At 47.2% G+C, this 25,356-nt stretch carries 27 protein-coding genes; 4 read left to right on the forward strand and 23 right to left on the reverse strand.

The features are described 5' to 3' along the window. Window positions 1-3 precede the first annotated feature (3 nt). The 4 genes from ilvM to ilvA are packed head-to-tail and all read left to right on the forward strand — an operon-like array spanning window position 4 to window position 4,633. Window positions 4-288: an acetolactate synthase 2 small subunit gene (ilvM, locus tag AB0763_RS13160; protein WP_306102257.1), complete on the forward strand. Its 285-nt coding sequence runs from the start codon at window positions 4-6 to the stop codon at window positions 286-288. A 13-nt stretch (window positions 289-301) separates the two neighbouring features. Beyond that, window positions 302-1,243 carry a branched-chain amino acid transaminase gene (locus AB0763_RS13165; RefSeq protein ID WP_306102258.1) on the forward strand — a complete coding sequence of 314 codons (942 nt, stop codon included), beginning with the start codon at window positions 302-304 and terminating at the stop codon, window positions 1,241-1,243. Window positions 1,244-1,256: 13 nt separating this feature from the next. Next, a complete protein-coding gene (ilvD, locus tag AB0763_RS13170; RefSeq protein WP_306102259.1) occupies window positions 1,257-3,098 on the forward strand; it encodes a dihydroxy-acid dehydratase in 1,842 nt (613 codons plus the stop codon). 2 nt (window positions 3,099-3,100) lie between these two features. Continuing rightward, entirely contained in the window at window positions 3,101-4,633 is a 1,533-nt protein-coding gene (ilvA, locus tag AB0763_RS13175; protein WP_306102260.1) for a threonine ammonia-lyase, biosynthetic, read from the forward strand. A 42-nt stretch (window positions 4,634-4,675) separates the two neighbouring features. On the opposite strand, the gene glmU is transcribed toward ilvA, so the two are convergent. The 23 genes from glmU to AB0763_RS13290 form a co-directional block, all read right to left on the reverse strand. Further along, window positions 4,676-6,034 (reverse strand): bifunctional UDP-N-acetylglucosamine diphosphorylase/glucosamine-1-phosphate N-acetyltransferase GlmU, encoded by a 1,359-nt coding sequence (gene glmU, locus AB0763_RS13180; protein ID WP_306102261.1) that lies wholly within the window; start codon window positions 6,032-6,034, stop codon window positions 4,676-4,678. A 143-nt stretch (window positions 6,035-6,177) separates the two neighbouring features. Beyond that, on the reverse strand, window positions 6,178-6,600 hold the full coding sequence (locus tag AB0763_RS13185) for a F0F1 ATP synthase subunit epsilon (RefSeq protein ID WP_306102262.1): 423 nt from the start codon (window positions 6,598-6,600) through the stop codon (window positions 6,178-6,180). Between the two features lie 18 nt (window positions 6,601-6,618). Continuing rightward, complete coding sequence (gene atpD / locus AB0763_RS13190; protein WP_306102263.1) at window positions 6,619-8,022, reverse strand: F0F1 ATP synthase subunit beta; 1,404 nt, start codon at window positions 8,020-8,022, stop codon at window positions 6,619-6,621. A gap of 34 nt (window positions 8,023-8,056) precedes the next feature. Next, entirely contained in the window at window positions 8,057-8,926 is an 870-nt protein-coding gene (gene atpG, locus AB0763_RS13195; RefSeq protein ID WP_306102264.1) for a F0F1 ATP synthase subunit gamma, read from the reverse strand. Window positions 8,927-8,969: 43 nt separating this feature from the next. Beyond that, window positions 8,970-10,511: a F0F1 ATP synthase subunit alpha gene (atpA, locus tag AB0763_RS13200; protein WP_306102265.1), complete on the reverse strand. Its 1,542-nt coding sequence runs from the start codon at window positions 10,509-10,511 to the stop codon at window positions 8,970-8,972. Window positions 10,512-10,524: 13 nt separating this feature from the next. Then, a complete protein-coding gene (gene atpH / locus AB0763_RS13205; protein ID WP_306102266.1) occupies window positions 10,525-11,058 on the reverse strand; it encodes a F0F1 ATP synthase subunit delta in 534 nt (177 codons plus the stop codon). 13 nt (window positions 11,059-11,071) lie between these two features. Next, window positions 11,072-11,542 (reverse strand): F0F1 ATP synthase subunit B, encoded by a 471-nt coding sequence (gene atpF, locus AB0763_RS13210; RefSeq protein WP_306102267.1) that lies wholly within the window; start codon window positions 11,540-11,542, stop codon window positions 11,072-11,074. 55 nt (window positions 11,543-11,597) lie between these two features. Beyond that, entirely contained in the window at window positions 11,598-11,840 is a 243-nt protein-coding gene (gene atpE, locus AB0763_RS13215) for a F0F1 ATP synthase subunit C (RefSeq protein ID WP_027695063.1), read from the reverse strand. A gap of 21 nt (window positions 11,841-11,861) precedes the next feature. Further along, entirely contained in the window at window positions 11,862-12,638 is a 777-nt protein-coding gene (gene atpB, locus AB0763_RS13220) for a F0F1 ATP synthase subunit A (protein ID WP_306102268.1), read from the reverse strand. Window positions 12,639-12,650: 12 nt separating this feature from the next. Then, entirely contained in the window at window positions 12,651-13,007 is a 357-nt protein-coding gene (locus AB0763_RS13225) for an ATP synthase subunit I (protein WP_306102269.1), read from the reverse strand. Window positions 13,008-13,184: 177 nt separating this feature from the next. Next, on the reverse strand, window positions 13,185-14,096 hold the full coding sequence (locus AB0763_RS13230) for a ParB/RepB/Spo0J family partition protein (RefSeq protein ID WP_306102270.1): 912 nt from the start codon (window positions 14,094-14,096) through the stop codon (window positions 13,185-13,187). A 24-nt stretch (window positions 14,097-14,120) separates the two neighbouring features. Further along, on the reverse strand, window positions 14,121-14,894 hold the full coding sequence (locus AB0763_RS13235; protein WP_306102271.1) for a ParA family protein: 774 nt from the start codon (window positions 14,892-14,894) through the stop codon (window positions 14,121-14,123). A 10-nt stretch (window positions 14,895-14,904) separates the two neighbouring features. Continuing rightward, on the reverse strand, window positions 14,905-15,540 hold the full coding sequence (gene rsmG, locus AB0763_RS13240) for a 16S rRNA (guanine(527)-N(7))-methyltransferase RsmG (RefSeq protein ID WP_306102272.1): 636 nt from the start codon (window positions 15,538-15,540) through the stop codon (window positions 14,905-14,907). Next, window positions 15,540-17,438, reverse strand: coding sequence for a tRNA uridine-5-carboxymethylaminomethyl(34) synthesis enzyme MnmG (mnmG, locus tag AB0763_RS13245; protein WP_306102273.1), 1,899 nt, complete (start codon window positions 17,436-17,438; stop codon window positions 15,540-15,542). Before mnmG ends, rsmG begins: the two co-directional genes overlap by 1 nt. Window positions 17,439-17,910: 472 nt before the next feature. Continuing rightward, on the reverse strand, window positions 17,911-18,351 hold the full coding sequence (gene mioC, locus AB0763_RS13250; protein ID WP_306102274.1) for an FMN-binding protein MioC: 441 nt from the start codon (window positions 18,349-18,351) through the stop codon (window positions 17,911-17,913). A 351-nt stretch (window positions 18,352-18,702) separates the two neighbouring features. Beyond that, entirely contained in the window at window positions 18,703-20,064 is a 1,362-nt protein-coding gene (gene mnmE / locus AB0763_RS13255; RefSeq protein ID WP_306102275.1) for a tRNA uridine-5-carboxymethylaminomethyl(34) synthesis GTPase MnmE, read from the reverse strand. Window positions 20,065-20,164: 100 nt separating this feature from the next. Continuing rightward, window positions 20,165-21,796 (reverse strand): membrane protein insertase YidC, encoded by a 1,632-nt coding sequence (yidC, locus tag AB0763_RS13260; RefSeq protein WP_306102276.1) that lies wholly within the window; start codon window positions 21,794-21,796, stop codon window positions 20,165-20,167. 2 nt (window positions 21,797-21,798) lie between these two features. After that, window positions 21,799-22,062: a membrane protein insertion efficiency factor YidD gene (gene yidD, locus AB0763_RS13265; protein WP_306102277.1), complete on the reverse strand. Its 264-nt coding sequence runs from the start codon at window positions 22,060-22,062 to the stop codon at window positions 21,799-21,801. After that, window positions 22,023-22,352, reverse strand: coding sequence for a ribonuclease P protein component (rnpA, locus tag AB0763_RS13270; protein ID WP_306102278.1), 330 nt, complete (start codon window positions 22,350-22,352; stop codon window positions 22,023-22,025). The genes yidD and rnpA overlap by 40 nt, the downstream gene beginning before the upstream one ends. A 46-nt stretch (window positions 22,353-22,398) precedes the next feature. Beyond that, complete coding sequence (gene rpmH, locus AB0763_RS13275; protein WP_006880025.1) at window positions 22,399-22,533, reverse strand: 50S ribosomal protein L34; 135 nt, start codon at window positions 22,531-22,533, stop codon at window positions 22,399-22,401. Window positions 22,534-22,750: 217 nt separating this feature from the next. Continuing rightward, window positions 22,751-23,488, reverse strand: coding sequence for an amino acid ABC transporter ATP-binding protein (locus AB0763_RS13280; RefSeq protein WP_306102279.1), 738 nt, complete (start codon window positions 23,486-23,488; stop codon window positions 22,751-22,753). Continuing rightward, the gene (locus AB0763_RS13285; RefSeq protein ID WP_306102280.1) at window positions 23,485-24,156 is read right to left on the reverse strand and encodes an amino acid ABC transporter permease; all 672 of its coding nucleotides are present in this window, start codon (window positions 24,154-24,156) and stop codon (window positions 23,485-23,487) included. The genes AB0763_RS13280 and AB0763_RS13285 overlap by 4 nt, the downstream gene beginning before the upstream one ends. A gap of 125 nt (window positions 24,157-24,281) precedes the next feature. Beyond that, window positions 24,282-25,040: an amino acid ABC transporter substrate-binding protein gene (locus AB0763_RS13290; RefSeq protein ID WP_306102281.1), complete on the reverse strand. Its 759-nt coding sequence runs from the start codon at window positions 25,038-25,040 to the stop codon at window positions 24,282-24,284. Window positions 25,041-25,356: the final 316 nt, after the last annotated feature.

The raw sequence follows: 25,356 nt of genomic DNA on the forward strand, positions 1-25,356 counted from the left end.
GCCATGGAACGTTATTTATTAGACATCAAAGCTGACGACAAACCGGTTTTACTTGAACGCGTATTGCGAGTCACTCGCCACCGCGGCTTTATTATCAAGCAAGTTGCGGCGACGCAAAACCACGCGAGCCACGTCGCCAGTGTGGAAATCATTGTCGACAGTGATCGCCCTATTTCATTTTTGGTCAATCAGATCGAAAAACTTTGGGACATCAAAACCGTGGAAGTGATCAAAATCCCTAACGATCAACTTCCCAATAATAATTTACAAAAACAAGTAAGTGCATAGGAAGGCAACAACAATGGCAAACACAACTGCAGACTACATTTGGTTCAACGGCGAGCTCAAACCTTGGGCCGAGGCCAATGTCCACGTTTTGACACACGCTATGCACTACGGGACCTCCGTCTTTGAAGGCGTTCGTTGTTACAACACCCCAAAAGGACCGATTGTCTTTCGCCACCAAGAACACGCCGAGCGTTTAATTAACTCAGCGAAAATCTACCGCTTCCCCATTCCCTACAGCGCTGAGGAAATCATGGAAGCAACGCGCGAAACCCTGCGCCAAAACAAACTCAACGACGCCTACATTCGCCCCTTGGCGTTTGTCGGCAATGTCGGCCTTGGGGTCTGTCCACCAGCCGATACTGAGATGGACTTAATCATTGCAGCATTTCCTTGGGGAGCGTACCTCGGTGAAGAAGCACTGAAAAACGGTGTTGATGCAATGATTTCAAGCTGGAATCGCCTAGCGCCAAACACCATTCCAACAGGCGCCAAAGCAGGCGGTAACTACCTGTCTTCACTACTGATTGGTGGTGAAGCCCGTCGTCATGGCTACGATGAAGGGATTGCACTCAGTGTCGATGGTTACCTGTCTGAAGGTGCAGGTGAAAACATTTTCGTTATCAAAGATGGCGTCATTTTAACCCCGCCAACCACCAGCGCCATTTTGCCAGGTATTACCCGTGATTCGATTATGACTTTAGCCCGTGACAAAGGGTACCAAGTACAAGAGGCGAACATTGCACGTGAATCACTCTACCTCGCTGACGAGATCTTTATGACCGGAACCGCAGCTGAAATTGTGCCGGTGCGATCTGTTGACAGAATTGAAGTGGGCAACGGTGCTCGCGGCCCGATTACTGAAGATTTACAAACAGCCTACTTTGGCTTATTTAACGGCACCACCGAAGATAAATGGGGCTGGTTAGATTACGTTTACCCAGAGAATGAGAAGTAAGGAGTCATCTCAAATGCCTAAATATAGATCCGCTACAACCACTCACGGTCGCAACATGGCCGGTGCTCGCGCATTATGGCGCGCAACAGGCGTTAAAGACGATGACTTTGGTAAACCCATTATCGCCGTAGTTAACTCATTTACTCAATTTGTTCCTGGTCACGTTCACCTTAAAGACCTCGGCCAATTGGTTGCCCGCGAAATCGAACAAGCCGGTGGTATCGCGAAAGAATTTAACACCATTGCTGTCGATGACGGTATCGCAATGGGTCACGGTGGCATGCTTTACTCTTTGCCATCGCGTGACTTGATTGCCGACTCTGTGGAATACATGGTCAATGCCCACTGTGCTGATGCCATGGTGTGTATTTCCAACTGTGACAAAATCACTCCGGGAATGCTGATGGCAGCAATGCGTATCAACATCCCTGTGATCTTTGTTTCTGGTGGCCCAATGGAAGCGGGTAAAACGAAATTATCGGATCAATTGATCAAACTCGATTTGGTTGACGCTATGATCCAAGGGGCCGACCCAACCGTCTCTGATGAACAAAGTGAACAGATTGAGCGCTCAGCATGCCCAACCTGTGGTTCTTGCTCTGGTATGTTTACTGCAAACTCCATGAACTGTTTGACCGAAGCACTCGGTCTATCGCAGCCTGGTAATGGCTCTATGCTGGCCACCCACGCAGACCGTAAAGAACTCTTCCTCAACGCCGGTCGCCGTATTGTTGATATCACGCGCCGTTATTACGAGCAAGATGAAGAGGCGTTATTGCCGCGTAATATCGCGAATAAAGCGGCCTTTGAAAACGCCATGGCGCTTGATATTGCCATGGGCGGTTCAACCAACACCGTTTTACACCTTTTAGCTGCCGCTCAAGAGGGCGGGATTGACTTTGATATGAATGACATCGATCGCATGTCTCGCCTAGTCCCTCATTTGTGTAAAGTGGCGCCTTCAACGCCTAAGTATCACATGGAAGACGTCCACCGCGCCGGCGGTGTCATGGGTATCCTAGGCGAGCTCGATCGCGCAGGACTGCTGAATTCTGACTCGCGTACCATCTTAGGTATGAACTGGAAAGAGCAACTGGCTCAATACGATATTATCCAAACCCAATCACCTGAGATCCGTGACTTTTACCGCGCTGGACCGGCCGGTATTCGCACCACGCAAGCATTCTCACAAGACTGCCGTTGGGACACAGTGGATGACGACCGCAAAGAAGGCTGTATCCGCAATCGCGAGCACGCCTTTAGCCAAGACGGTGGCCTAGCGGTGCTAAAAGGCAATATCGCGGTTGATGGCTGTATTGTCAAAACCGCTGGGGTAGACGAAGGCAGCTTGAAGTTCCAAGGCCCAGCAATTGTCTTTGAAAGCCAAGACGATGCGGTTGAAGGCATTTTAGGCGGTAAAGTAAAAGCCGGCCACGTGGTGATTATTCGCTATGAAGGCCCTAAAGGTGGCCCTGGCATGCAAGAAATGCTTTACCCGACCACGTATCTAAAATCGATGGGGATCGGCAAAGAATGTGCTCTGCTAACCGACGGTCGCTTCTCTGGTGGTACGTCTGGTCTGTCTATTGGCCACGCGTCACCAGAAGCAGCCAGCGGCGGTGCGATTGGTCTGGTACGCGACAATGACATCATCACCATCGATATTCCGGGCCGCAGTATCACTCTAGAAATTTCGGAGCAAGAAATGGCAGAACGTCGCGCTGAACAAGATAAAATCGGTTGGAAACCCGTTTCTCGTGAGCGTAAAGTGTCTCTCGCGCTTAAGGCATTTGCCAGCATGGCAACAAGTGCTGACAAAGGAGCGGTGCGCGACACGTCGATGTTTGAGGATTGATCATGAGTGAAACCAATCCAACAGGCGCAGAGTATCTGCGCCATATTTTGCGCGCATCGGTTTATGACGCCGCTATCGTCACGCCGTTACAAACCATGCAGCGCCTGTCTGATCGCATTGATAATCGCATTTTTATCAAGCGCGAAGACAGACAGCCAGTACACTCGTTTAAAGTCCGTGGCGCTTACAACATGCTCTCTCACTTGAGTGAAGCGCAAAAGCAAGCCGGGGTGATTGCCGCCTCTGCGGGTAACCACGCGCAAGGAATGGCATTGTCGGGGCGCTTGCTCGGCGTCAAGACCATCATCGTCATGCCGGAAATAACGCCTGACATCAAAGTCGATGCGGTAAAAGGGTTTGGCGGTGAAGTCTTGTTATTCGGCAATAACTTTGATGAGGCCAAAGGCGAAGCTGAACGCCTTGCCAAACTGCACGGGTATACCTTTGTCCCGCCGTTTGACCACCCACTGGTCATTGCCGGTCAAGGCACTGTGGGCATGGAGATGTTGCAACAAAATGGCCATCTCGATTACATTTTTGTCCAAGTTGGCGGTGGCGGTTTGGCGGCAGGCATCGCGGTGTTGGTGAAGCAACTGATGCCCGATGTAAAAGTCATCGCTGTTGAACCCGAAGATTCAGCGTGTCTGAAAGCGGCCTTAGACGCTGGTGAGCCCGTTGTCCTCGACCAAATCAGCTTATTTGCTGAAGGCGTTGCCGTGAAGCGCATTGGCGATGAAACTTTCCGAGTTTGCCAGCAGTACCTTGACGGGCATATTTGCGTGTCGAGTGACGAGATTTGTGCGGCTGTTAAAGATATCTTTGAAGACGTTCGCGCCATTGCCGAGCCTTCGGGCGCGGTCGCACTCGCGGGGCTAAAAAAATACGCCGCTCAACACCAGCTGTCCGGAAAACAACTCGGAGCCGTGCTCTCTGGTGCCAATACCAACTTCCACGCCTTGCGTTACGTCTCTGAACGCAGTGAGCTCGGTGAGAAGCGCGAAGGGTTACTGGCGGTCACTATCCCCGAGCGCGAAGGGGCATTTTTTGAGTTTTGCCAATTACTCGGCGGACGCGCCGTTACGGAGTTTAACTACCGTTACAGCGATGATGAGCTCGCGAATATTTTCGTCGGGGTGCGCTTACAGGGCGGCCAACAAGAGTTGGAAACCATCATCAAAGATCTTCGCGAAGGCGGTTACCCCGTCGAAGACCTTTCCGATGACGAAATGGCTAAGCAACACGTGCGCTATATGATTGGTGGTAAGCCATCAAAACCGCTTCAAGAGCGATTGTATAGCTTTGAGTTTCCAGAGTACCCTGGCGCGCTGTTGAAGTTTTTGAGTACGCTTGGTACGCATTGGAACATCAGTTTGTTTAACTATCGCAATCACGGTGCCGATTACGGCCGCGTCTTGTGTGCGTTTGAACTGTCAGATTCGGATCTCGATCGCTTCACGGCGCACTTACGCGAGTTAAATTACCAGTACAAAGACGAAAGTGATAATTCAGCTTATCGCTTTTTTCTGTCTAAATAACGGTGTACTTGATAAAAAAAATGGCCCTTGAGGGCCATTTTTTTACTTTTTGGTTGGCCGCTTCCAACCGGTAATGTGTTTTGCTTTCGCTCGCGTGATCACCAATTCATTGTCATCGATATCGCGTGTCACCGTAGTCCCTGCGCCAATGGTTGCTCCTTTGCCGACCTTAACCGGTGCGACAAGTTGAGTGTCAGAGCCAACAAAAACATCGTCTTCGATAATGGTCTTGTGTTTGTTTGCCCCGTCATAGTTACAAGTGATGGTCCCCGCGCCAATATTAACTCGTTGGCCAATGTCCGCATCGCCAAGGTACGTTAAGTGATTGGCTTTTGAGCCTTGATCTAAACGGGCGTTTTTCATTTCGACAAAGTTACCGACGTGTGCATCGTCACAGAGCTCAGCCCCAGGACGCAAACGCGCAAATGGCCCGACGGTACAAGTCTCACCGACAATCGCCCCCTCGATAATACTGTACGGGCGTACGAGAGTATTATCATCAATTTCACAATCGATCAGTACCGAGCCTGCGCCAATCGTCACGTTATTGCCGATGGTCACAGTGCCTTCAATGATCACGTTGGCATCGATTTCAACATCTTGCCCACATTGCAATTGACCGCGTAAATCAAAGCGACTCGGATCGCGTAGCATAACCCCTTGCTTTAACAAGGCTTGGGCTTGAGAAAGTTGGAAACGGCGCTCTAGGCAAGCGAGTTGTACACGGTCATTGACCCCTTCCACTTCCATTGTCGATTGTGGATGAACGGCTTCGATCACACCGCCTTCACTATGGGCAGCAGCGATGATATCCGTTAAGTAATATTCACCCTGCGCGTTATCGTTAGACAGTCCAGATAACCAGCGCTTAAGATCGCGGCCTGTCGCAACTAACACACCGGTGTTGACTTCATTAATTAACAACTGTTCGGCATTCGCGTCTTTTTGTTCAACGATCGCCACGACTTGATCTTGCTGACGTACAATACGCCCATACCCCGTCGGCTCATCCAACTTCACCGTGAGCAAGGCAATGCCTCCTGCAGGTTGCGCACTGAGTAAAGCTTCAATCGTTTGCGATGAAATCAAAGGAACATCACCGTATAAGACAACAATTTGCTCGTCATCGACAAACTGATCAGCGGCCTGCATCACCGCGTGTCCGGTACCTAACTGTTCTGCTTGTAGTACCCAGTTAACGCTCTCATTTGCCAAAGTGGCCTGCATTTGATCTTTGCCATGGCCATAGATCAAATGAATGTTATCGACGTTGATTTCTCGACAAGTATCGATGACGTGAGACACCATAGGCTTACCCGCCAACGTGTGCAGTACTTTAGGTTTTTGAGAGTACATACGCGTGCCTTTACCAGCCGCGAGAATAACTGAACTGAACTTCATAGTGATCCTATACGCAAAGCGTTCCTTGATGATATGAAGCTATTGTAGACAGAGAAAAAGAATTAGTTAATGGGAAGAGGAAATTTGTTGGTAAAAAAACAAAAAGGCGGTCAAAAGACCGCCTTTAACTGCGCGTTTACTTATTAACGACGCTGTTTTGTCAGCTCGATAACACGTAATTGAGCAATGGCTTTTGCCAACTCGCTGGCCGCCTGAGCGAAGTCCATATCGCCACTCTGATTTTGGATTTTCTCCTCAGCGCGACGTTTTGCTTCTTCGGCCTTAGCTGCATCGAGGTCTTCACCACGAATCGCAGTGTCAGCCAGTACCGTAGAGGTACTTGGCTGAACTTCAACAATACCACCAGAGACGTAAAGGATCTCGTCTTGGCCATCTTGTTTCACGATGCGAACCATACCAGGCTTAATAGCGGTCAAGAGCGGCGTATGGCCATGGTAAATACCAAGTTCACCTTCAGTACCGGTCACTTGAAACGTTTTAACAAGACCAGAGAATAATTTCTTCTCTGCGCTCACAACGTCAAGGTGAAAGGTCATTTCTGCCATATCGCCTCCTAGTTAGCCTTATAGCTTCTTCGCATTCTCAATAGCATCTTCGATTGCACCGCAGTACATGAAGGCTTGCTCTGGAATGTCATCGTATTCGCCATCTAGGAGACCTTTAAATCCACGCAGGGTATCTTTTAGAGATACGTAGATACCTGGGTCACCAGTGAAGACTTCTGCAACGTGGTAAGGTTGAGTCAAGAAACGCTCAATCTTACGAGCACGAGAAACCACTTGCTTATCTTCTTCAGACAATTCGTCCATACCAAGAATCGCAATGATGTCTTTTAGCTCTTTGTAACGTTGTAGAGTTTGCTGAACGCCACGCGCAATGTCGTAGTGCTCTTGGCCAACCACAAGTGGATCAAGCTGACGAGAGGTTGAATCCAATGGGTCGATCGCTGGGTAAAGACCCATTGATGCGATGTTACGGTTAAGTACAACCGTCGCGTCCAAGTGAGCAAACGTCGTTGCTGGTGATGGGTCAGTCAAGTCATCCGCAGGAACGTAAACCGCCTGTACAGAGGTGATAGAACCTGTGCGAGTTGAGGTAATACGTTCTTGTAGTACACCCATCTCTTCTGCCAATGTTGGCTGATAACCTACCGCAGAAGGCATACGACCTAGTAGTGCTGATACTTCGGTACCCGCAAGGGTGTAACGATAAATGTTATCGATAAACAGAAGTACATCACGGCCTTCATCACGGAATTTCTCCGCCATGGTCAAGCCAGTCAATGCAACGCGCAGACGGTTACCCGGTGGCTCGTTCATCTGACCGTAAACCATTGCTACTTTCGATTCTTCAGGTTTTTCGATGTTCACAACACCAGCTTCCTGCATCTCGTAGTAGAAATCGTTACCTTCACGAGTACGCTCACCAACACCGGCAAATACTGACAAACCAGAGTGTTGAAGAGCGATGTTGTTGATAAGTTCCATCATGTTAACGGTCTTACCAACACCAGCACCACCAAACAGACCGATTTTACCACCTTTTGCAAATGGACAAATCAAGTCGATAACTTTTACACCCGTCTCAAGCAACTCAGTTGCGTTAGACTGTTCTTCATAACTAGGTGCAGAACGGTGAATAGAGTAAGTTTCCTCAGCTTCTACTTCACCGCGCTCATCAATCGCATCACCAAGCACGTTCATGATACGACCAAGGGTTTTAGTACCTACTGGCACTGAAATTGGCGAGCCTGTGTTTTCCACAGTCATGCCACGACGTAAACCATCTGAGCTACCCATTACGATTGCACGCACTGTGCCACCGCCAAGCTGTTGTTGAACTTCAAGAACAAGACGCTCTGTTGAATCCACAACTTTCAGAGCATCGTAAACACTTGGTACATCGCTCTGCGGGAACTCTACGTCGACTACCGCACCGATGATCTGTACGATCTTACCTGTAGCCATCGTTAATCCTCTAAACTATTTCGTTAACCTAAGCTTAAACCGCTGACGCGCCCGAGACAATTTCTGACAACTCTTGTGTAATCGCCGCTTGACGCGCCTTGTTATACACAAGCTCTAAGTCATCAATTAAGTTACTCGCATTGTCGGTTGCCGCTTTCATGGCAACCATACGCGCTGCTTGTTCACACGCTAAATTCTCCACAACCCCTTGGTAAACCTGAGACTCGACGTAACGCTTTAACAACGTATCAAGTAGTGGTTTAGGTTCGGGCTCGTAAAGGTAATCCCACGAGTGCTCACGCTGCTGTATCTCTTCGCTTTCCGATTTAGGCAAAGGCAGTAATTGATCGATCGTTGGTTCTTGTACCATAGTGTTCACAAAGTGGTTAAACACTACGTACAGGCGATCCAACTCACCTTCATCGTATTTCTTCAACATAACACTGACCGAACCAATCAAGTCATCAAGGCTTGGTGAATCACCAAGGCCTGAAACTTGGGCAGCTACTTTTGCTCCAGTGTTATTAAAAAACGCGGTCGCTTTAGCGCCGACAATTGCCAGCTCCACGTCTGCGCCTTTTTCTTTCCAAGACTGCATATCCATCATGGCTTTCTTGAACAAGTTAATGTTCAAACCACCACAAAGACCGCGGTCTGTTGAAACGATGATGTAACCAACACGCTTAGCATCACGCTCTTCTAGGTACGGATGACGGTACTCTAGATTTGCGTTTGCGACATGACCGATCACTTTACGCATTGTTTCTGCGTATGGACGTGACGACTCCATCGCGTCTTGACTGCGACGCATTTTTGAAGCCGCGACCATTTCCATCGCTTTCGTAATTTTCTGAGTGCTTTTTACACTACCGATTTTATTACGTATCTCTTTTGCGCCGGCCATCGTTACTCTCCATTAGTTGGTGGTATTGACTACCACCGACCTATTACCAAGTTTGGGTTGCTTTAAAATCGTCAACCAGCTTCTTAAGCTGAGCTTCGATTTCTTTGTCAAACGCACCCGTCTTGTCGATCTCTGCTGCAAATTCAGCGTGTTGATCGCGAGCATACGATAGTAGGGCTGCTTCAAAGTCGAGAAGTTTGTTGATTTCCACGTCTTGTAAGTAGCCGCGTTCCGCTGCAAAAATAACCAAAGCTTGGTCAAATACAGACATCGGCGCGTATTGTTTTTGCTTCATTAGCTCAGTCACTTTTTGACCGTGGTCAAGCTGACGTTTAGTCGCTTCATCTAGGTCAGAAGAGAACTGGGCGAACGCCGCCAATTCACGATATTGCGCAAGTGCCGTACGGATACCACCAGATAGCTTCTTAATGATCTTAGTCTGAGCAGAACCACCTACACGAGAAACTGAGATACCTGGGTCTACCGCAGGGCGGATACCAGAGTTAAACAGTTCTGTTTGCAAGAAGATCTGACCATCAGTGATCGAGATAACGTTGGTCGGTACGAATGCAGAAACGTCACCGGCTTGCGTTTCGATAATCGGAAGCGCAGTCAGTGAACCCGTTTTGCCTTTCACTTCACCATTTGTGAATTTTTCTACGTAATCCGCATTTACACGAGCAGCGCGCTCAAGTAGACGAGAGTGGAGGTAGAAAACGTCACCTGGGAAAGCTTCACGGCCTGGTGGGCGTTTCAATAGTAGAGAGATTTGACGATAGGCAACAGCTTGCTTAGACAAATCATCATAAACGATCAGTGCATCTTCACCGCGGTCGCGGAAGTATTCACCCATTGCACACCCTGCGTAAGGCGCTAGGTATTGCAATGCCGCCGACTCAGAAGCAGACGCGACTACAATAATTGTATTTTGTAGTGCACCGTGCTCTTCAAGTTTGCGAACTACGTTTGCAATCGTTGACGCTTTTTGGCCAATCGCAACGTAGATAGAGAAGATGCCAGAATTTTTCTGGTTGATGATCGCATCGATCGCCATCGCCGTTTTACCGGTTTGACGGTCACCGATGATAAGCTCACGCTGACCACGACCGATTGGGATCATAGAGTCAACTGACTTATAGCCGGTTTGTACTGGCTGGTCTACCGATTGACGGTCGATTACACCAGGTGCGATCACTTCTACAGGAGAAGTTAATTTGGCTTGGATAGGACCTTTGCCATCAATAGGCTCACCCAGCGTGTTAACAACACGGCCAAGCAATTCAGGACCAACAGGTACTTCAAGAATACGACCTGTGCCAGTGACTTTCATGCCTTCCTTAAGGTCAGCATATGGGCCCATTACTACCGCACCAACCGAGTCACGCTCAAGGTTAAGTGCTAAGGCATAACGGCCACCTGGTAATTCAATCATTTCACCTTGCATCACGTCCGCTAGGCCGTTGATGCGAATGATACCATCGCTTACCGATACGATAGTACCTTCGTTGCGAGCTTCATTAACAACTTCGAAAGATTCGATACGTTGTTTAATTAGATCGCTAATTTCCGTGGAATTAAGTTGCATGCTCCAATCCCCATTAAGACTGCAATGCATCACCGAGACGATCAAGACGACTGCGTACTGAGTTATCGATGACTAAGTCTCCGGCTCGAATAATAACCCCACCAAGTAGGGCCTCATCTATACTGCAATTCAGCTTGACTTTACGCGCTAAACGCTGCTCCAGTTTGCTTTCAATGTCCACACGTTGTGATTCAGAAAGTTCAGTCGCCGAAACCACATCAACATCGATGGTTTTCTCGTGTTCTTTCTTCAAAGCAATAAATTGCTCGCTGACATCGGGTAAGGCCAATAGACGGCCATTTTCAGCCATTAACTTAATTAAGTTTTGGCCGTGAACATCGAGTTGTTCACCACAAACTGTAATAAATACATCCGAAGTCTTATCAACTGAAATCGAGCTGGTAAGCATTTGGTGTATTTGTTCGTTTTTAGCGACTTCAGCAGCAAAAATCAGCATTTGAGCCCATTGCTCAATTTGCTCATTTTGCACTGCAAAGTCAAAAGCTGCTTTAGCATAGGGGCGTGCAATAGTAGTCAAATCAGACATAGCGCCCCCCTACTCAAAGTTTTGCAGTAATGTTGTCGAGAATATCTTTGTGTGCATTCTTATCAATAGAACGCTCAAGGATTTTCTCAGCACCAACAACAGCCAGCGTCGCAACTTGTTTACGCAGTTCATCGCGTACACGGTTGCGTTCTGTTTCAATTTCTGACTCGGCTTGAGCAAGAATCTTAGCGCGTTCCGCTAGAGCTTCTTCACGAGCTTCATCAACAATTTGAGCTTTGCGTTTGTTTGCTTGCTCAACGATTTCTGTAGCAGTGCGTTTCGCTTCTTTTAGCTGATCAGAAGCATTTTCTTTAGCTAAAGCTAGGTCTTTCTCTGCCCTTTCCGCAGCTTGAAGGCCTTTAGAAATTTCTTTCTGACGCTCTTCAATTGCTGCCATCAGTGGTGGCCACACGAACTTCATGCAGAACCACACAAACAGGACAAAGGCAATGGCTTGACCTAGCAGAGTTGCGTTCATATTCACCGCATACTCCTTCTATGTTTGCTGTTAAAAAAAACAATACCTTGATAAGGAACTATTATCCGGCAACCGCAAACAACAGATAGAGAGCAAGACCTACAGTAATCATAGGAATCGCATCCACAAGACCCATTACGATGAAGAATTGAGTACGTAATACAGGGATTAAATCAGGTTGACGAGCCGCACCTTCCAAGAACTTACCACCAAGTAGTGCGATACCAATCGCAGCACTGACAGCAGCAAGACCAAGCATGATAGCAACAGAAATGTAGATCAGATCCATAATAAAAAACTCCAAGTTTTTGTGTTAAATAATTATTTAATGTTCTTCAGATGCTTGAGATAGATACACTATCGTCAATGTCATAAAGATAAATGCCTGTAAAACGATAACTAAGATGTGGAATATCGCCCAAGGCACAGAAAGAAGCCATTGAGACCACCAAGGCAATAGCCCAGCAATCAAAATGAAAATCAACTCACCTGCATACATGTTACCGAACAAACGCAAGCCCAAAGAGACTGGTTTAGCCAATAACGTCACCGTTTCTAGCACTAGGTTTACCGGAATAAACGCCCAGTGATTAAAAGGCTGTAATGCTAACTCTTTTGCAAACCCACTTACCCCTTTCATTTTGACGCTGTAGCCAATGATGAGGAAGAACACACCTAATGCCATAGACATGGTAATGTTTACATCCGCCGTTGGAACAACACGAAGGTAAGGAATTCCCAAAAGTGTAGCTGCATGAGGTAGAAAATCGACCGGAATTAGATCCATTAGGTTCATTAGGAAAATCCATACGAATACGGTTAACGCTAATGGCGCTAATAGAGCACTCTTTCCATGAAAAATATCTTTTACTGAGGCATCCACAAACTCAACCAGCATTTCTATAAAGCACTGTAGCTTGCCTGGAACACCGCTCGTCGCCTTTTGGCCTACGCGCTTAAAGAGCCACAAGAATGCACAACCCAATAGGACTGAAACAATCAGTGAGTCAATATTCAGTGTCCAGAATCCGCCACCTACTTCTAGGCTTTGCAAATGGTGTGAGATGTACTCCTGAGGAGTTAGTTCACCTGAACCAGCCATTAGATATCCTGTCTAATTACGTTTTAAAAAACTAAATGACGTCACATACTGAACCACTGTCGCCAAACAGAAACAGACGATCATCATGGCATGAGGTAAATCGGTTTCTTCGAGAAGATAAACCAAAATCGCCGCCACCATAATAAATCGATACACAGTGCCTAATGATGCCTTCGCTATCGGGCTCTTTACCCGCCTAGAATGATGGACATAAAGATTAGACAACAGTGCAGGAACGCAATATGCGAGCCCCCCTAGAAGAGCCGAAATCGCACTCTCCTTGTCATACGCGAGGCTAACAATGGCTGCCAAAACTGTAAAAAACGCACTTTGCCAAAAAAAAGACAAGAGATACCATTTATTCAACATAGAGAACCATTTATTAACCACGTGCAGATTATACCGTTGACTTTATGTTTTACAATAAAGTCTGACGGTAAATACCAATAGACATTTCCAAACGACATAATGACTAATCAAGTCAAAAAACGCACTTAATCAAGTATTAAAACTCACAAAAACACGCGTTTGGTCACAAAAACATCATTAATCTTGTGTTTTTGCTAATTTTTCCAAAATATTTTCTAAATTTTGTTCTTTGTCCAAACTGATGGTGATTGTGGTATTGCCTTTTTCTGAAACATCTAGAAGCACTTTTGCTTGTAATTTATTTGCTAATTGTGTCGACCAATGCTGAGCTTGCTCTGTCGCCACAGGCTTTATAGGTTGAGCGGCTTCACGCTCTTCAATGACTTCAGGCTGTAATGCCTTCTTCACCGCCTGCTCTGTTTGGCGTACCGTCCAGCCCTTTTTCACCACTTGCTGTGCCAACTCAAGTTGCGCTTCTCCATCAAGCGCGAGTAAGGCCCTAGCGTGCCCCATTTCCATTTTCTTTTCCGAGACCATGGTTTTCACGTCGTCTTCTAAATGGTTAAGGCGCAAGAGGTTGGTGATCGCTGTACGAGATTTTCCCACAGTATCAGCCAGTTGTTGGTGAGTCAGATCAAATTCTTTTTGCAAACGTGCCAACGCACTCGCTTCTTCGATCACATTGAGATCTTCACGTTGAATGTTTTCGATCAGCGCCATTGCGATCGCCGCGCGATCATCGATGTGTTTGATCACACAAGGAACCGAGGATAACCCAGCGTGCTTCGCCGCGCGCCAACGTCGTTCACCGGCAATAATTTCGTAACGACCGTCGTCGGATTGTCTAACGACAATCGGCTGAATCACACCTTGGGATTGAATCGAGGCGGAGAGCTCTTCAAGCGCTTGTGAAGACATGGTTTGACGAGGTTGATACACACCGGGTTTTAGCTCGGCCACTCGCAATTCCGTTAACTGGCCTTCTGCCGATAAGGCTTCACTTTTCGTCGCTAGTTGCTGTTTTTCTCGAGCAAGAGAACTCGTCGATAGTAGAGCATCAAGCCCTTTTCCTAGGCCACGCTTTGACATCTGGCAAATATCCTTTGAACTAAATTAAACAGGCACTTCTTCTCGGCGTAGCATTTCACCGGCAAGCGCGAGATAAGCTTTGGCACCCGCCGAGTACTTGTCGTAATACATCGCCGGTTTACCGTGACTCGGCGCTTCGGCTAAGCGAACGTTACGAGGGATCACAGTGCGATAAACTTTATTGCCAAAGTGTTTTTTAAGCTGATCTGAGACCTCATTTGACAGGCGATTGCGCGGATCAAACATGGTGCGCAACAACCCCTCGATTTTGAGGTTTTCGTTTACTACAGCCGCCAGTTTACTGATCGTATCCATCAGGGCTGTTAACCCTTCTAGAGCAAAGTATTCACACTGCATCGGAACGAGTACCGAGTCAGCGGCGGCCATCGCATTGATGGTAAGAAGGTTAAGAGATGGAGGGCAATCGATAAAGATAAAATCGTATTCGTCGCGATAAGAGGCCAAGGCATTTTTCAGCCTCACTTCGCGTGCAAACACTTCCATTAACTTGATTTCTGCAGCGGTGACATCACCATTGGCAGCAACGAGGTCATAACGCCCGGTTGTACCCTGGCAAATCACTTGATCCAACGGGACTTGATCGACTAACAGATCGTACGCCGTACTCTCCACGTCGTATTTATCAATGCCGCTGGCCATCGTGGCGTTGCCTTGGGGATCCAAGTCAATCACCAATACCCGGCGTTTCGTCGCCGCCATAGAAGCAGCTAAATTCACACATGTTGTGGTTTTTCCCACACCGCCTTTTTGATTGGCTATGGCGACAATTTTTCCCACATTGACCTCGCTACGATTCCTTGTGCGATAAAATAGCTAAGTGGCGTTCTCCGACCAATTGAGGAACGGATAGTACAATGATGTCGTCGAGTTGACACCACTCGGGTAATGCCGCTATCTCATCTTGTGGGTGTTGTCCTTTCAAGGCGCAAAACACCCCTCCTGCTGATTTGGGTAGATGATGACACCATTCCACCATGTCTGTCATTGATGCAAAGGCACGGCTTAGAACCGCATCAAATTTTTCTTCCGGTTGGTATTCTTCAACGCGGCTTTGAACTGGAGTGACATTGGTTAATCCGAGCTCATGAACGACCTGCTTTAAAAAGCGCACGCGTTTGCCAAGGCTGTCGAGCAACACGAATTGTTTGCCTGGATTCATAATAGCCAATGGGATACCCGGTAAACCAGGCCCAGTTCCCACGTCGATAAATCGCTGCCCCGGTAAATACTCACTTACTACTATACTGTCTAAAATGTGTTTGACCAACATTTCATTTGGATCGCGGACCGAGGTCAAATTATACGCCTTGTTCCACTTATTGAGTAGCATTACATAAGAAACAAGTTGCTCTTTTTGTGACTCAGACACCACCAGTGATGTCTGAGCCAAAAGTGCGTCTAAGGTGTGTCGCAACTCGTTCATTATGCGGCGTCCTCACCTTTTTTCAGCAAACCGTGTTTTTTGAGATGAACCAACAAAATAGAGATCGCCGCTGGGGTAACGCCTGAAATGCGTGAGGCAATACCAATACTTTCTGGTTTGGCGTCATTGAGCTTGGCCACCACTTCATTCGAGAGGCCTTTGACGTCTTTGTAATCGAGCTCAAACGGCAATTTGGTGTGTTCATGGCGCAAGGATTTTTCAATCTCGTCTTGCTGGCGTTTGATGTAACCTTCGTATTTTACTTGGATTTCAACTTGCTCAGCGGCTTGTTGATCGGCAAGCGCAGGCGCAAAAGCATCGAGCTCGGTCAATTGTTGGTAATTGATTTCAGGGCGACGCAACAAATCCTCACCACTGGCTTCGCGAGCCATTGGCGTTTTGAGCAAGGCATTGAGTTGATCAACCCCTTCAGACTGAGGATTCATCCAAATATCACGCAAGCGTTGGCGCTCTTTCTCCAGGTTTTCCATTTTTTCGTTAAAGCGCGCCCAGCGAGTTTCGTTAACCAGGCCGAGTTGGTAACCTTTTTCGGTTAAGCGCATGTCGGCATTGTCTTCACGCAGCAAGAGTCGGAACTCGGCTCGCGAGGTGAACATGCGATACGGTTCTTGTGTGCCCATTGTGGAAAGGTCATCGATCAATACGCCCATGTAAGCTTCGTCACGGCGCGGGCTCCAACCTTCTTTGTCTTGGCTGTATAAGCTGGCGTTGACACCGGCCATTAAACCTTGCGCTGCTGCTTCTTCGTAACCCGTGGTGCCATTGATTTGACCGGCAAAGAACAAGCCTTGAATGAATTTAGTCTCGTAAGTGAGTTTTAAATCACGTGGGTCAAAGAAGTCATACTCAATCGCATAACCAGGTCGTACGATATGCGCATTTTCAAAGCCCTTCATCGAACGGACGATTTGCACTTGTACGTCAAATGGCAAACTGGTTGAGATGCCGTTTGGATATAACTCGTGAGTGTTAAGGCCTTCTGGCTCAATAAAAATTTGGTGGCTATTTTTATCGGCAAAGCGCATCACTTTGTCTTCGATCGATGGGCAATAGCGTGGGCCAATGCCTTCGATCACACCGGCGTACATCGGGCTGCGATCCAAGTTATTGCGGATCACTTCATGAGTGTGATCATTGGTGTGAGTGATGTAGCACGGTATTTGAGTTGGGTGTTGACTGCGCTGACCCATAAACGAAAATACTGGCGTAGGGTTGTCACCGTGTTGTACGGCGAGCTGTGAAAAATCTACGCTACGCGCATCAATGCGTGGGGGCGTTCCGGTTTTGAGACGATCAACGCGAAACGGCAGTTCACGAAGACGATCAGCGAGTGCGATCGACGGTGGATCACCAGCGCGACCGCCTGAGAAATTCTCCATGCCGATGTGCAGTTTACCACCGAGGAAAGTACCTACGGTCAGTACTACGGCTTTGGCTTGGAATTTTAGTCCCATTTGAGTAACTACACCGGTCACCTTGCCTTGCTCAACCATCAAGTCATCAGCGGCTTGTTGGAACAAGGTTAAGTTTGGTGTGTTCTCAAGGGCATTGCGAACATAGGCTTTGTATAAAGCGCGATCCGCCTGGGCACGAGTGGCACGGACTGCTGGGCCTTTTGAGGCGTTAAGAGTTCTAAACTGAATACCTGCGTGGTCAATGGCTTCAGCCATCAAACCGCCCAAAGCATCGACTTCTTTGACCAAATGACCTTTGCCAATGCCACCAATCGCTGGGTTGCATGACATTTGTCCTAACGTGTCAATGTTGTGAGTCAGCAGCAGGGTCTTTTGACCTGTGCGTGCAGATGCGAGTGCGGCTTCCGTTCCTGCGTGACCGCCACCAACGACAATGACGTCAAATTTTTCGTGATAAAGCATGGACCGACCTCAGGTATTCAGTGAAAAAGAGACTTAAAATTAAGGAGCGTTATTTTACCCTCTTTGTTCGGTCGTGAACATGCTTTTCTTTGAGCAATTTTTCTTTATCAGTGAAGACTAAATATATATAAGATCTATATAGAGATCTTTTATTAGATCTATTATTACGATCACCGTTTTCTGTGGATAACTGCAAAATGATCAAGGAGATCATGGATCTTTTTATGATCAGATCATGTGATCATCCTTGGATCTGATCGAGGATTAGCTGGGATCAAAATCAGCACTTATACACAGGTAATGGGAAGGTCTAAAGTTATTATATGGATAACTATAGCTTAACCACTGGATCTTTTATATTTTATCCACAGCTCATTTGGTCGTTTTTTATACGAAAAAAGAAAAAAAGAGCTGTGATCACACAGCTCTCGATAAAGAAAAGACACTAACTCACTCTAGTTTAGTTTGATGATCACGATTGAAATAAGTGCTGGTGGTCTGCAAACCAAAGATCAACCGCGTCTTCCGGTACGGGGTGGCTTTGTACATCAATGGTGAAACAATCGGTTAGTGGGGTTGCTCCGATATCCTCGAGCAGGTCGTAGGCGTGAAGCCCGGCTTGGCAAAAGGTATCGTAGCTCGAGTCACCGATGGCAATGACGGCAAAGCGTACATCGCTCATTTTCGGCGGTGTGCTTTGTAGTGCCTGAATGAAAGGTTGAATGTTATCTGGGTAGTCACCCGCTCCGTGTGTTGACGTAATGACTAACCAGATCCCCGAGTTTTCGATATCACTCAGTACCGGTTCATTGTGGATTTGAGTTTCTAAACCGAGTGATTGGAGTTGATCACTGAGGTGATCGCCGACGTATTCAGCACTGCCAAGGGTACTGCCTGTAATGATTTGGATCATGATCGATTCCTTTGTTAAAACAGCACGGTCTTTGCCGTGTTTAGAGGTGACAAGTTGATTTTCTGCTACACATTATTTTTCCGTTATACCAATCTAACTCGTTATGCGCCAAGTTATTTTTTAAAGCGGCTATTCTCCTGGTTACCAAATTTAGGCTGCCTGAAATATCGTGAGATAGGTATGAGAAGAGCACAGTGGCGGGCTGTAAAGGGGAGCGGGCATAAAAAAGCCCTCGTATCACCTTGTGCACAAATCGGTGCTGAGAGGCGATTGAGGGCGATATTATCAGATGAAGCTCAGCGGCGGTTGATTCAAAGGGACTACCTCAGCCTTATTGCTGATATCAAGCGTTTACTTCCCGATACAGAAGGACGAGAATATACGGCCTAGCAAATCATCAGAGCTAAACTCACCGGTAATTTCGTTTAAAAATTGCTGAGCGATTCTTAGTTCTTCGGCTAAAATTTCGCCTGCCATGTAACCTTCAAGTTGCGCTTGACCAATGGCTAAGTGATCGGCGGCTTGTTCAAGTGCGGCCAAGTGGCGACGACGAGCCATAAAGCCACTCTCGTGATTGCCTGTAAAGCCCATGCACGCTTTTAAGTGTTCCCTTAGTGCATCGACCCCTTGCCCTGTCTTGGCCGACAAACGTATCAACGTTCGCTCGTCTTGCTCGCTTAGGCCCAGTGTCTCTTGGGTTTGATCGGCTTTATTGCGAATGATGGTCAGTCCCATACTGTCGGGAAGGCGATCGATAAAATCGGGCCAAATTTCGCGTGGGTCGGTTGCGTCTGTGGTGGTGCCATCGACCATAAATAAGACTCGATCGGCTTGTCGGATCTCCTCCCAGGCGCGCTCAATACCAATTTTTTCCACCTCATCAGAGGCTTCTCGCAAACCGGCGGTATCAATAATGTGCAGGGGCATACCATCGATGTGAATGTGCTCTCTTAGTACATCACGAGTGGTCCCGGCAATATCCGTGACAATCGCGGACTCTTTACCAGAGAGTGCATTGAGCAAACTCGATTTACCGGCATTAGGACGCCCTGCTATCACCACCTTCATCCCTTCGCGCATTATCGCGCCTTGATTGGCTTCTCTACGCACGGCTTCAAGGTTGTCGATGATGGTCTGTAAATCGCCTGCCACTTTGCCATCAGCGAGAAAATCAATTTCCTCTTCAGGGAAGTCAATCGCGGCTTCAACGTAAATCCGCAGGTGAATCAGCGACTCGACTAAGGTATGAATTCGTTGAGAAAATTGTCCCTGTAAGGACTGTAGCGCCGATTTGGCTGCTTGTTCAGAAGTGGCATCAATGAGGTCAGCAATGGCTTCTGCTTGCGTTAAATCCATCTTATCATTAAGGAAAGCACGCTCAGAGAACTCACCAGGGCGAGCTGCACGAACCCCGGGCACCAGCAAGATACGGCGAATGAGCATATCTAATACCACCGGACCGCCATGCCCTTGGAGTTCAAGTACATCTTCGCCTGTAAAAGAGTGAGGGTTAGGGAAGAACAACGCAATTCCTTGGTCTAGTTCTAGTCCATCTTGATCTTTAAATGGCAAATATTCAGCGTAGCGCGGTTTGAGTGATTTACCGGTGACTTGTAGGGCGACCTCTTTCGCCAAAGGTCCAGAAACGCGGATGATGCCCACGCCTCCACGACCTGGAGCTGTCGCTTGAGCGACAATGGTATCAGTAGTCATGTGTGGCCATAGATTGCTAAAGTTTGATTTATTGTAAACACTGGACAACAAAAAGGCGACCATTTGGCCGCCTTTGTCGTGATAATGATATCAGCACCGATTACGAGCGGCTGTGTAGGCCTTTTTTCTCGAGTGACTTATAGATAATCATTTGCTGAGAAAGTGTCACTAAGTTAGACACCAACCAGTACAGTACGAGGCCTGCTGGGAAGAACAAGAAGAAGGCAGTGAAAATCACCGGCATGAACATCATGATCTTTTGTTGCATCGGATCGGTTACTGCGCTTGGGCTCATCTTTTGCAGCAAGAACATACTTGCCCCCATCAAAATTGGCAAGATGAAGTAAGGGTCTTGTGCTGAAAGATCTTGAATCCACAACATAAACGGCGCGTGACGCAATTCCACTGATTCCATTAACGCCCAGTAGAGCGAGATGAAAATCGGCATTTGCAGCAAGATAGGTAAACAGCCGCCCAGCGGGTTCACTTTTTCTGACTTGTACAGCGCCATCATTTCTTGGCTCATGCGTTGACGGTCGTCGCCAATGCGCTCACGCATTGCTTGCAGTTTGGGTTGCAGCATACGCATTTTGGCCATTGAGGTGTACTGAGCTTTCGTCAGTGGATACATTGCGCCGCGAACCACGAAGGTCAATAGGATAATCGCAAAACCCCAGTTCGAGATAACGTATTCGTGAATCAAAGACAGCAATGTATGGAGCGGTTTAGCGATAAACCACAACCAACCGTAATCGACAACCAGGTCTAAATTAGGCGCGACAGCGGCCATTTGGTCTTGCAGTTTAGGACCAACCCAAAGCGTGGCGGTAAATTGGGTTTCTTGGCCGTTAGCAATGGTTTTGTTGGGTTCACGCACGCCCATGTCGCCGTAATTACCCACGACACGGCTGTAAATTTTAGTGCCTTCTGCATCGCGAGGAATCCAAGCGGTTGCAAAGTAGTGCTGGATCATCGCAACCCAGCCTTCACCATTGGTGAGGTTCTTTGACAGGTTCGACTCTTTCATTTTGTCGAAGCTGTATTTAGTGTAACGGGTGTTTTCGTCTGAGTACGCACCGCCGCGATAGGTTGGCATGGTAATGCTGCCACCATCGTCAAGCAGGTTTTGACGCAAGTGAGCGTACATGCCCAAAGTGGCGTTGCTGCCCGATTGGTTGTCGATGTTGTAAACGACGTCCATGGCGTAGCTGCCGCGTTTCAAAATAAAGGTCTTAGTGTAGGTAATCCCGTTATTTTGATAGGTCATCGGAATGCGCAACTCATCCTGACCATCGGTCAATTGGAAGCTAGTCGCGGAGGTGGTATACACCGGGCGCTGACCACTAGAGTCGATGCCTTGTGGACCAATTAAACCGCTTTGCGCAATGAATTTGTGTCCAGGTGTGTCTTTTAACAGCGCGAAAGGTTCTGCTGAGTTAAGTTCTTTTGAGTATTGATTCAGATCGGCTGCCACGACGTCGCCGCCTGTGGTATCGATAGACAGAGTCAACACATCCGTTTTGACTGAAATCAGTTGACCTTTGGCTTGGCTCCCATTAGAAGTGGCGGCCAGTTCATCATCGATATCTGATGAGGTTGATTGTGCTGTGTTGCTTGTACTTGCCTGTTCTACCGCTTGAGGAGCTGGGTTCTTTTCTGTTTGCCATTGTTGGAAAAGCAGAAAGGAAACCACGGCCAAAGCGATCAACAGGAGGTTACGTTGAGAATCCATCGTTATTTATCTCTGTCTTGTTTTTGGACTGGTGGAACGGGGTCGAATCCCCCATCGTTCAAAGGATGGCATTTTAATAGACGTTTGCCAGATAACCAACACCCTTTTACAAAACCGTGAGCTTTCAACGCTTCTATGGCGTATCGAGAACAAGTTGGTGTAAAACGACAGCGAGGTCCAATCAGTGGGCTGATAAACCAACGATATAGATAGATAAGTCCAATGACTAACCGCGCGATGGGCGAGGGCGAGACAGGCGATGCCATAATTTATCAAACAATTGAAATAATTCCTCATTGCTTAAATCTTGTGCGCTTTTCTTGGCAATCACAACAAAATCTTTGTGAGCAAGTTTGTGCTGACTTAAGCGGAAACTCTCTCTTGCAACGCGTTTAAAGCGATTGCGACCCACCGCGGTCTTGATTTGCTTTTTGGGTACAGCAAGTCCTAAGCGAGGATGAGAAAGGGAGTTATCACGAGCAATAATAGTGAAATGAGGTGAGCCAGCTCGGTGAGCTTGCTGGAAGACATGTTGATAATGTTCGGGAGTTAACAAACGTAACTCCCGATTAAACGCGTACGTGTTCAAAATAAGCTAATGATTATTTTGAAAGGCGAGCACGGCCTTTAGCACGGCGAGCGTTAATTACTTTACGACCGTTCTTAGTCGCCATGCGTGCACGGAAACCGTGAGTACGCTTGCGCTTTAGAACTGAAGGTTGAAAAGTGCGTTTCATGATTAATACCTTTTACTGATCAGTAGTTTTAGGTCAATGTTAACCCGGCGTGGGCAACGTGATACAGGCGAATTTCGTCACCTGACGGCCGACGCCTCTCAACAAAGAGGCGGAATTGTAATCACATGTGCTTTGAGTGTCAATCTCTAAGCTGACTTCAATTCCGGTCGGCAGATTATACTGAGTGTGAATAAAATCTCAAGGATCAAAGGATCCTTTACTCACCACTCACTTGATTTAAGAACTTTTTCAAACGAGGATCCTGTGGACGGTCAAAAATATCCTGTGGAGAACCTTGTTCAACGATCGTGCCTTCGGCCATGAACAGCACGCGATCCGCCACTTCACGAGCAAATTGCATTTCGTGAGTGACCACCAGCATGGTTTGTTGTTCTTTCGCAAGCCGCTTCATTAAACCGAGGACTTCGCCCACCCATTCGGGATCTAAGGCAGACGTTGGCTCATCAAACAACAACAAATCTGGTTTGAGCGCCATAGCTCGGCCAATGCCAACCCGTTGTTGTTGACCACCAGAAAGCGAGGCGGGGTACTGATCCGCTTTGTCGCCCAGTCCGATACTGTTGAGAATATCCAACGCCGCGGTATAGGCTTGGTCTTTTTTCCAACCTTTTACGGTGATCAAACCCTCAGCAATATTTTGTTTGGCAGTCAGGTGAGCAAATAACGCATAGTTCTGGAATACAAAGCCGGTCTTACGACGCAGAGCTAAAATGTCGGTTTTCTTCGGGTTGTTGACCGACACGTCGACCTCACCAATGCGAATACGGCCTTCATTGGCGTGCTCTAAAAAGTTAATACAGCGCAACAGGGTTGATTTGCCTGTGCCACTTGAGCCAATAACAACGATGATCTCACCTTGTTGAATGTCTAAATCAACGCCTTTGAGCACTTCGCTGTCGCCAAAACGTTTGTGAATATTAGAAAGTGTAATCATCGTAGGTACGCCTTGTTCAGTTTAACTTCCGCCCAGGTTTGAATGCGAGTCAGGATCAATACTAATACCCAATAGATAAGGGCAACCGCGAGGAAGGCTTCAAAAAAGCGGAAACTTGATGATGCCTCCATTTGCGCCTTAGCCATAATTTCTGGGACGCCAAGAGTAAAAGCCAGCGAGGTTGACTTAATCATATCGATAAAGTAGTTCATCAAGGAAGGCAAAGCGATACGACTTGCCTGCGGTAAAATGATGCGGCGCATGGCTTGGCGAGTGGTCATGCCGATCGACAAGCTGGCTTCCATTTGACTGCGGTCAATACCGAGAATGGAGGCGCGGATGGTTTCGGCCATATACGCAGAGAAGTGCAGTGTCAGGCCGAGAACCGTTGCACTCATGCCGTCGAGACCAACCATAATTGGAAAAATTTGTGGCAAACCGTAGTAAAAAAGAAACAACTGAACTAATAAAGGCGTGCCGCGGAAAAAGCTGATGTAGAGCTGAAAAAACTGATCCAGGACCGGAACTTTAAATACCCTGATATTGGCGATAATCACCGAGAGAATGATGGAAAAAACCATCCCCCAGCAGGCGAGTTGCATGGTGGTGCCGAGGTATTTCAGCAATATGGGGGTTAGCCCCAGCATGTATTGAAAATCAAATCCCATAGTCTGTCTTCTTTTGGCTTTATTAGTATGATTTTTGTTGGTTATCTCATGATGAATAATGAAATAAACCCACGATCCTGCCGAAGGACCGTGGGTTTTTTAGTCTTCCACGGGGTTAAACGAGATTAACGCTTGGTAATGTCGATGTTAAACCATTTTTGTGAAATTTGACCCAGTGTGCCATCTGCACGCATAGATGCAAGGGCTTTGTTGACCTGCTGTTGCAGTGCTTTGCCCTTTTCGTTATTCACAAATGGCCAAGCATTTTCAATCGTTTCAAAAGGCTTGCCAGCAATTTGTAGTGGTAGGCCAGATTTATCGATCACTTCGAGAATCGATAAGCGGTCCATGATAAAGGCATCGACACGGCCAAGCGCCACATCGTGTTCAAAGCCAGAGTCGTAAGACTTGATGTTGATTTCGTTGTTTGCGTCGTGCTTGCGCAGCAATTCTTCAAAGTTAGAGCCTAAGTTGACGGCAACGGTTTTGCCTTTTAAGTCATCTAAAGAGTGGATGCTGTCGTTGCCTTTACGTACGCCGATGGTGGCGCCATCAATCACATAAGGGTCGGAGAAAAGGTATTTTTTCTGACGCGCGTCAGTAATGGTGATCTGGTTTGAAATCGTGTCGATACGACCGGTTTCAAGTAAACCAAATAAGCCAGAGAAGTTTGAAGTGACAAACTTAACGTCGTAATCGTTACGTTTGGCAATTTCATTCCACAAATCGACTTCAAAACCTTGCAGTTCATCATTTTTGACGAAAGTAAATGGGAAGTAGCGACCTGACATGCCAACTTTGACTTCGGTTGCTGCTTGTACTGCGGTTGTCGCTGCGACAGTCAGTGCTAAGGCAACTGACAGGCGTTTAAACCAGTTTTTCATTGTGTCCACTCCTGAATAATTTTGCGAAATTCTACTGTTTAACTCGTTAATAGCATAAATAACTTGTTGTTATTAACCATAACTGGTTTTTGTATGATTGGGGATAACTTTTGGGAAACAAAGCCTCTAAAAAGAGGTTAAACGCAAAAGATGTGAGTAAAAGGCGAAAAAACTGTGTTGATCTTCAAAAGTCAAGCAGAATTCTTGTGAATAACTTAGATCTTATTCACTGGATCGAGGATCTAGCTCTGGCGATCTTGGTTATCAACAGGTAAAATTGCCCTCTTTTCCATCTTCATTATCTCATGGGGGCTAT

The organism is Vibrio sp. HB236076 (assembly GCF_040957575.1).
Lineage (GTDB): Bacteria > Pseudomonadota > Gammaproteobacteria > Enterobacterales > Vibrionaceae > Vibrio.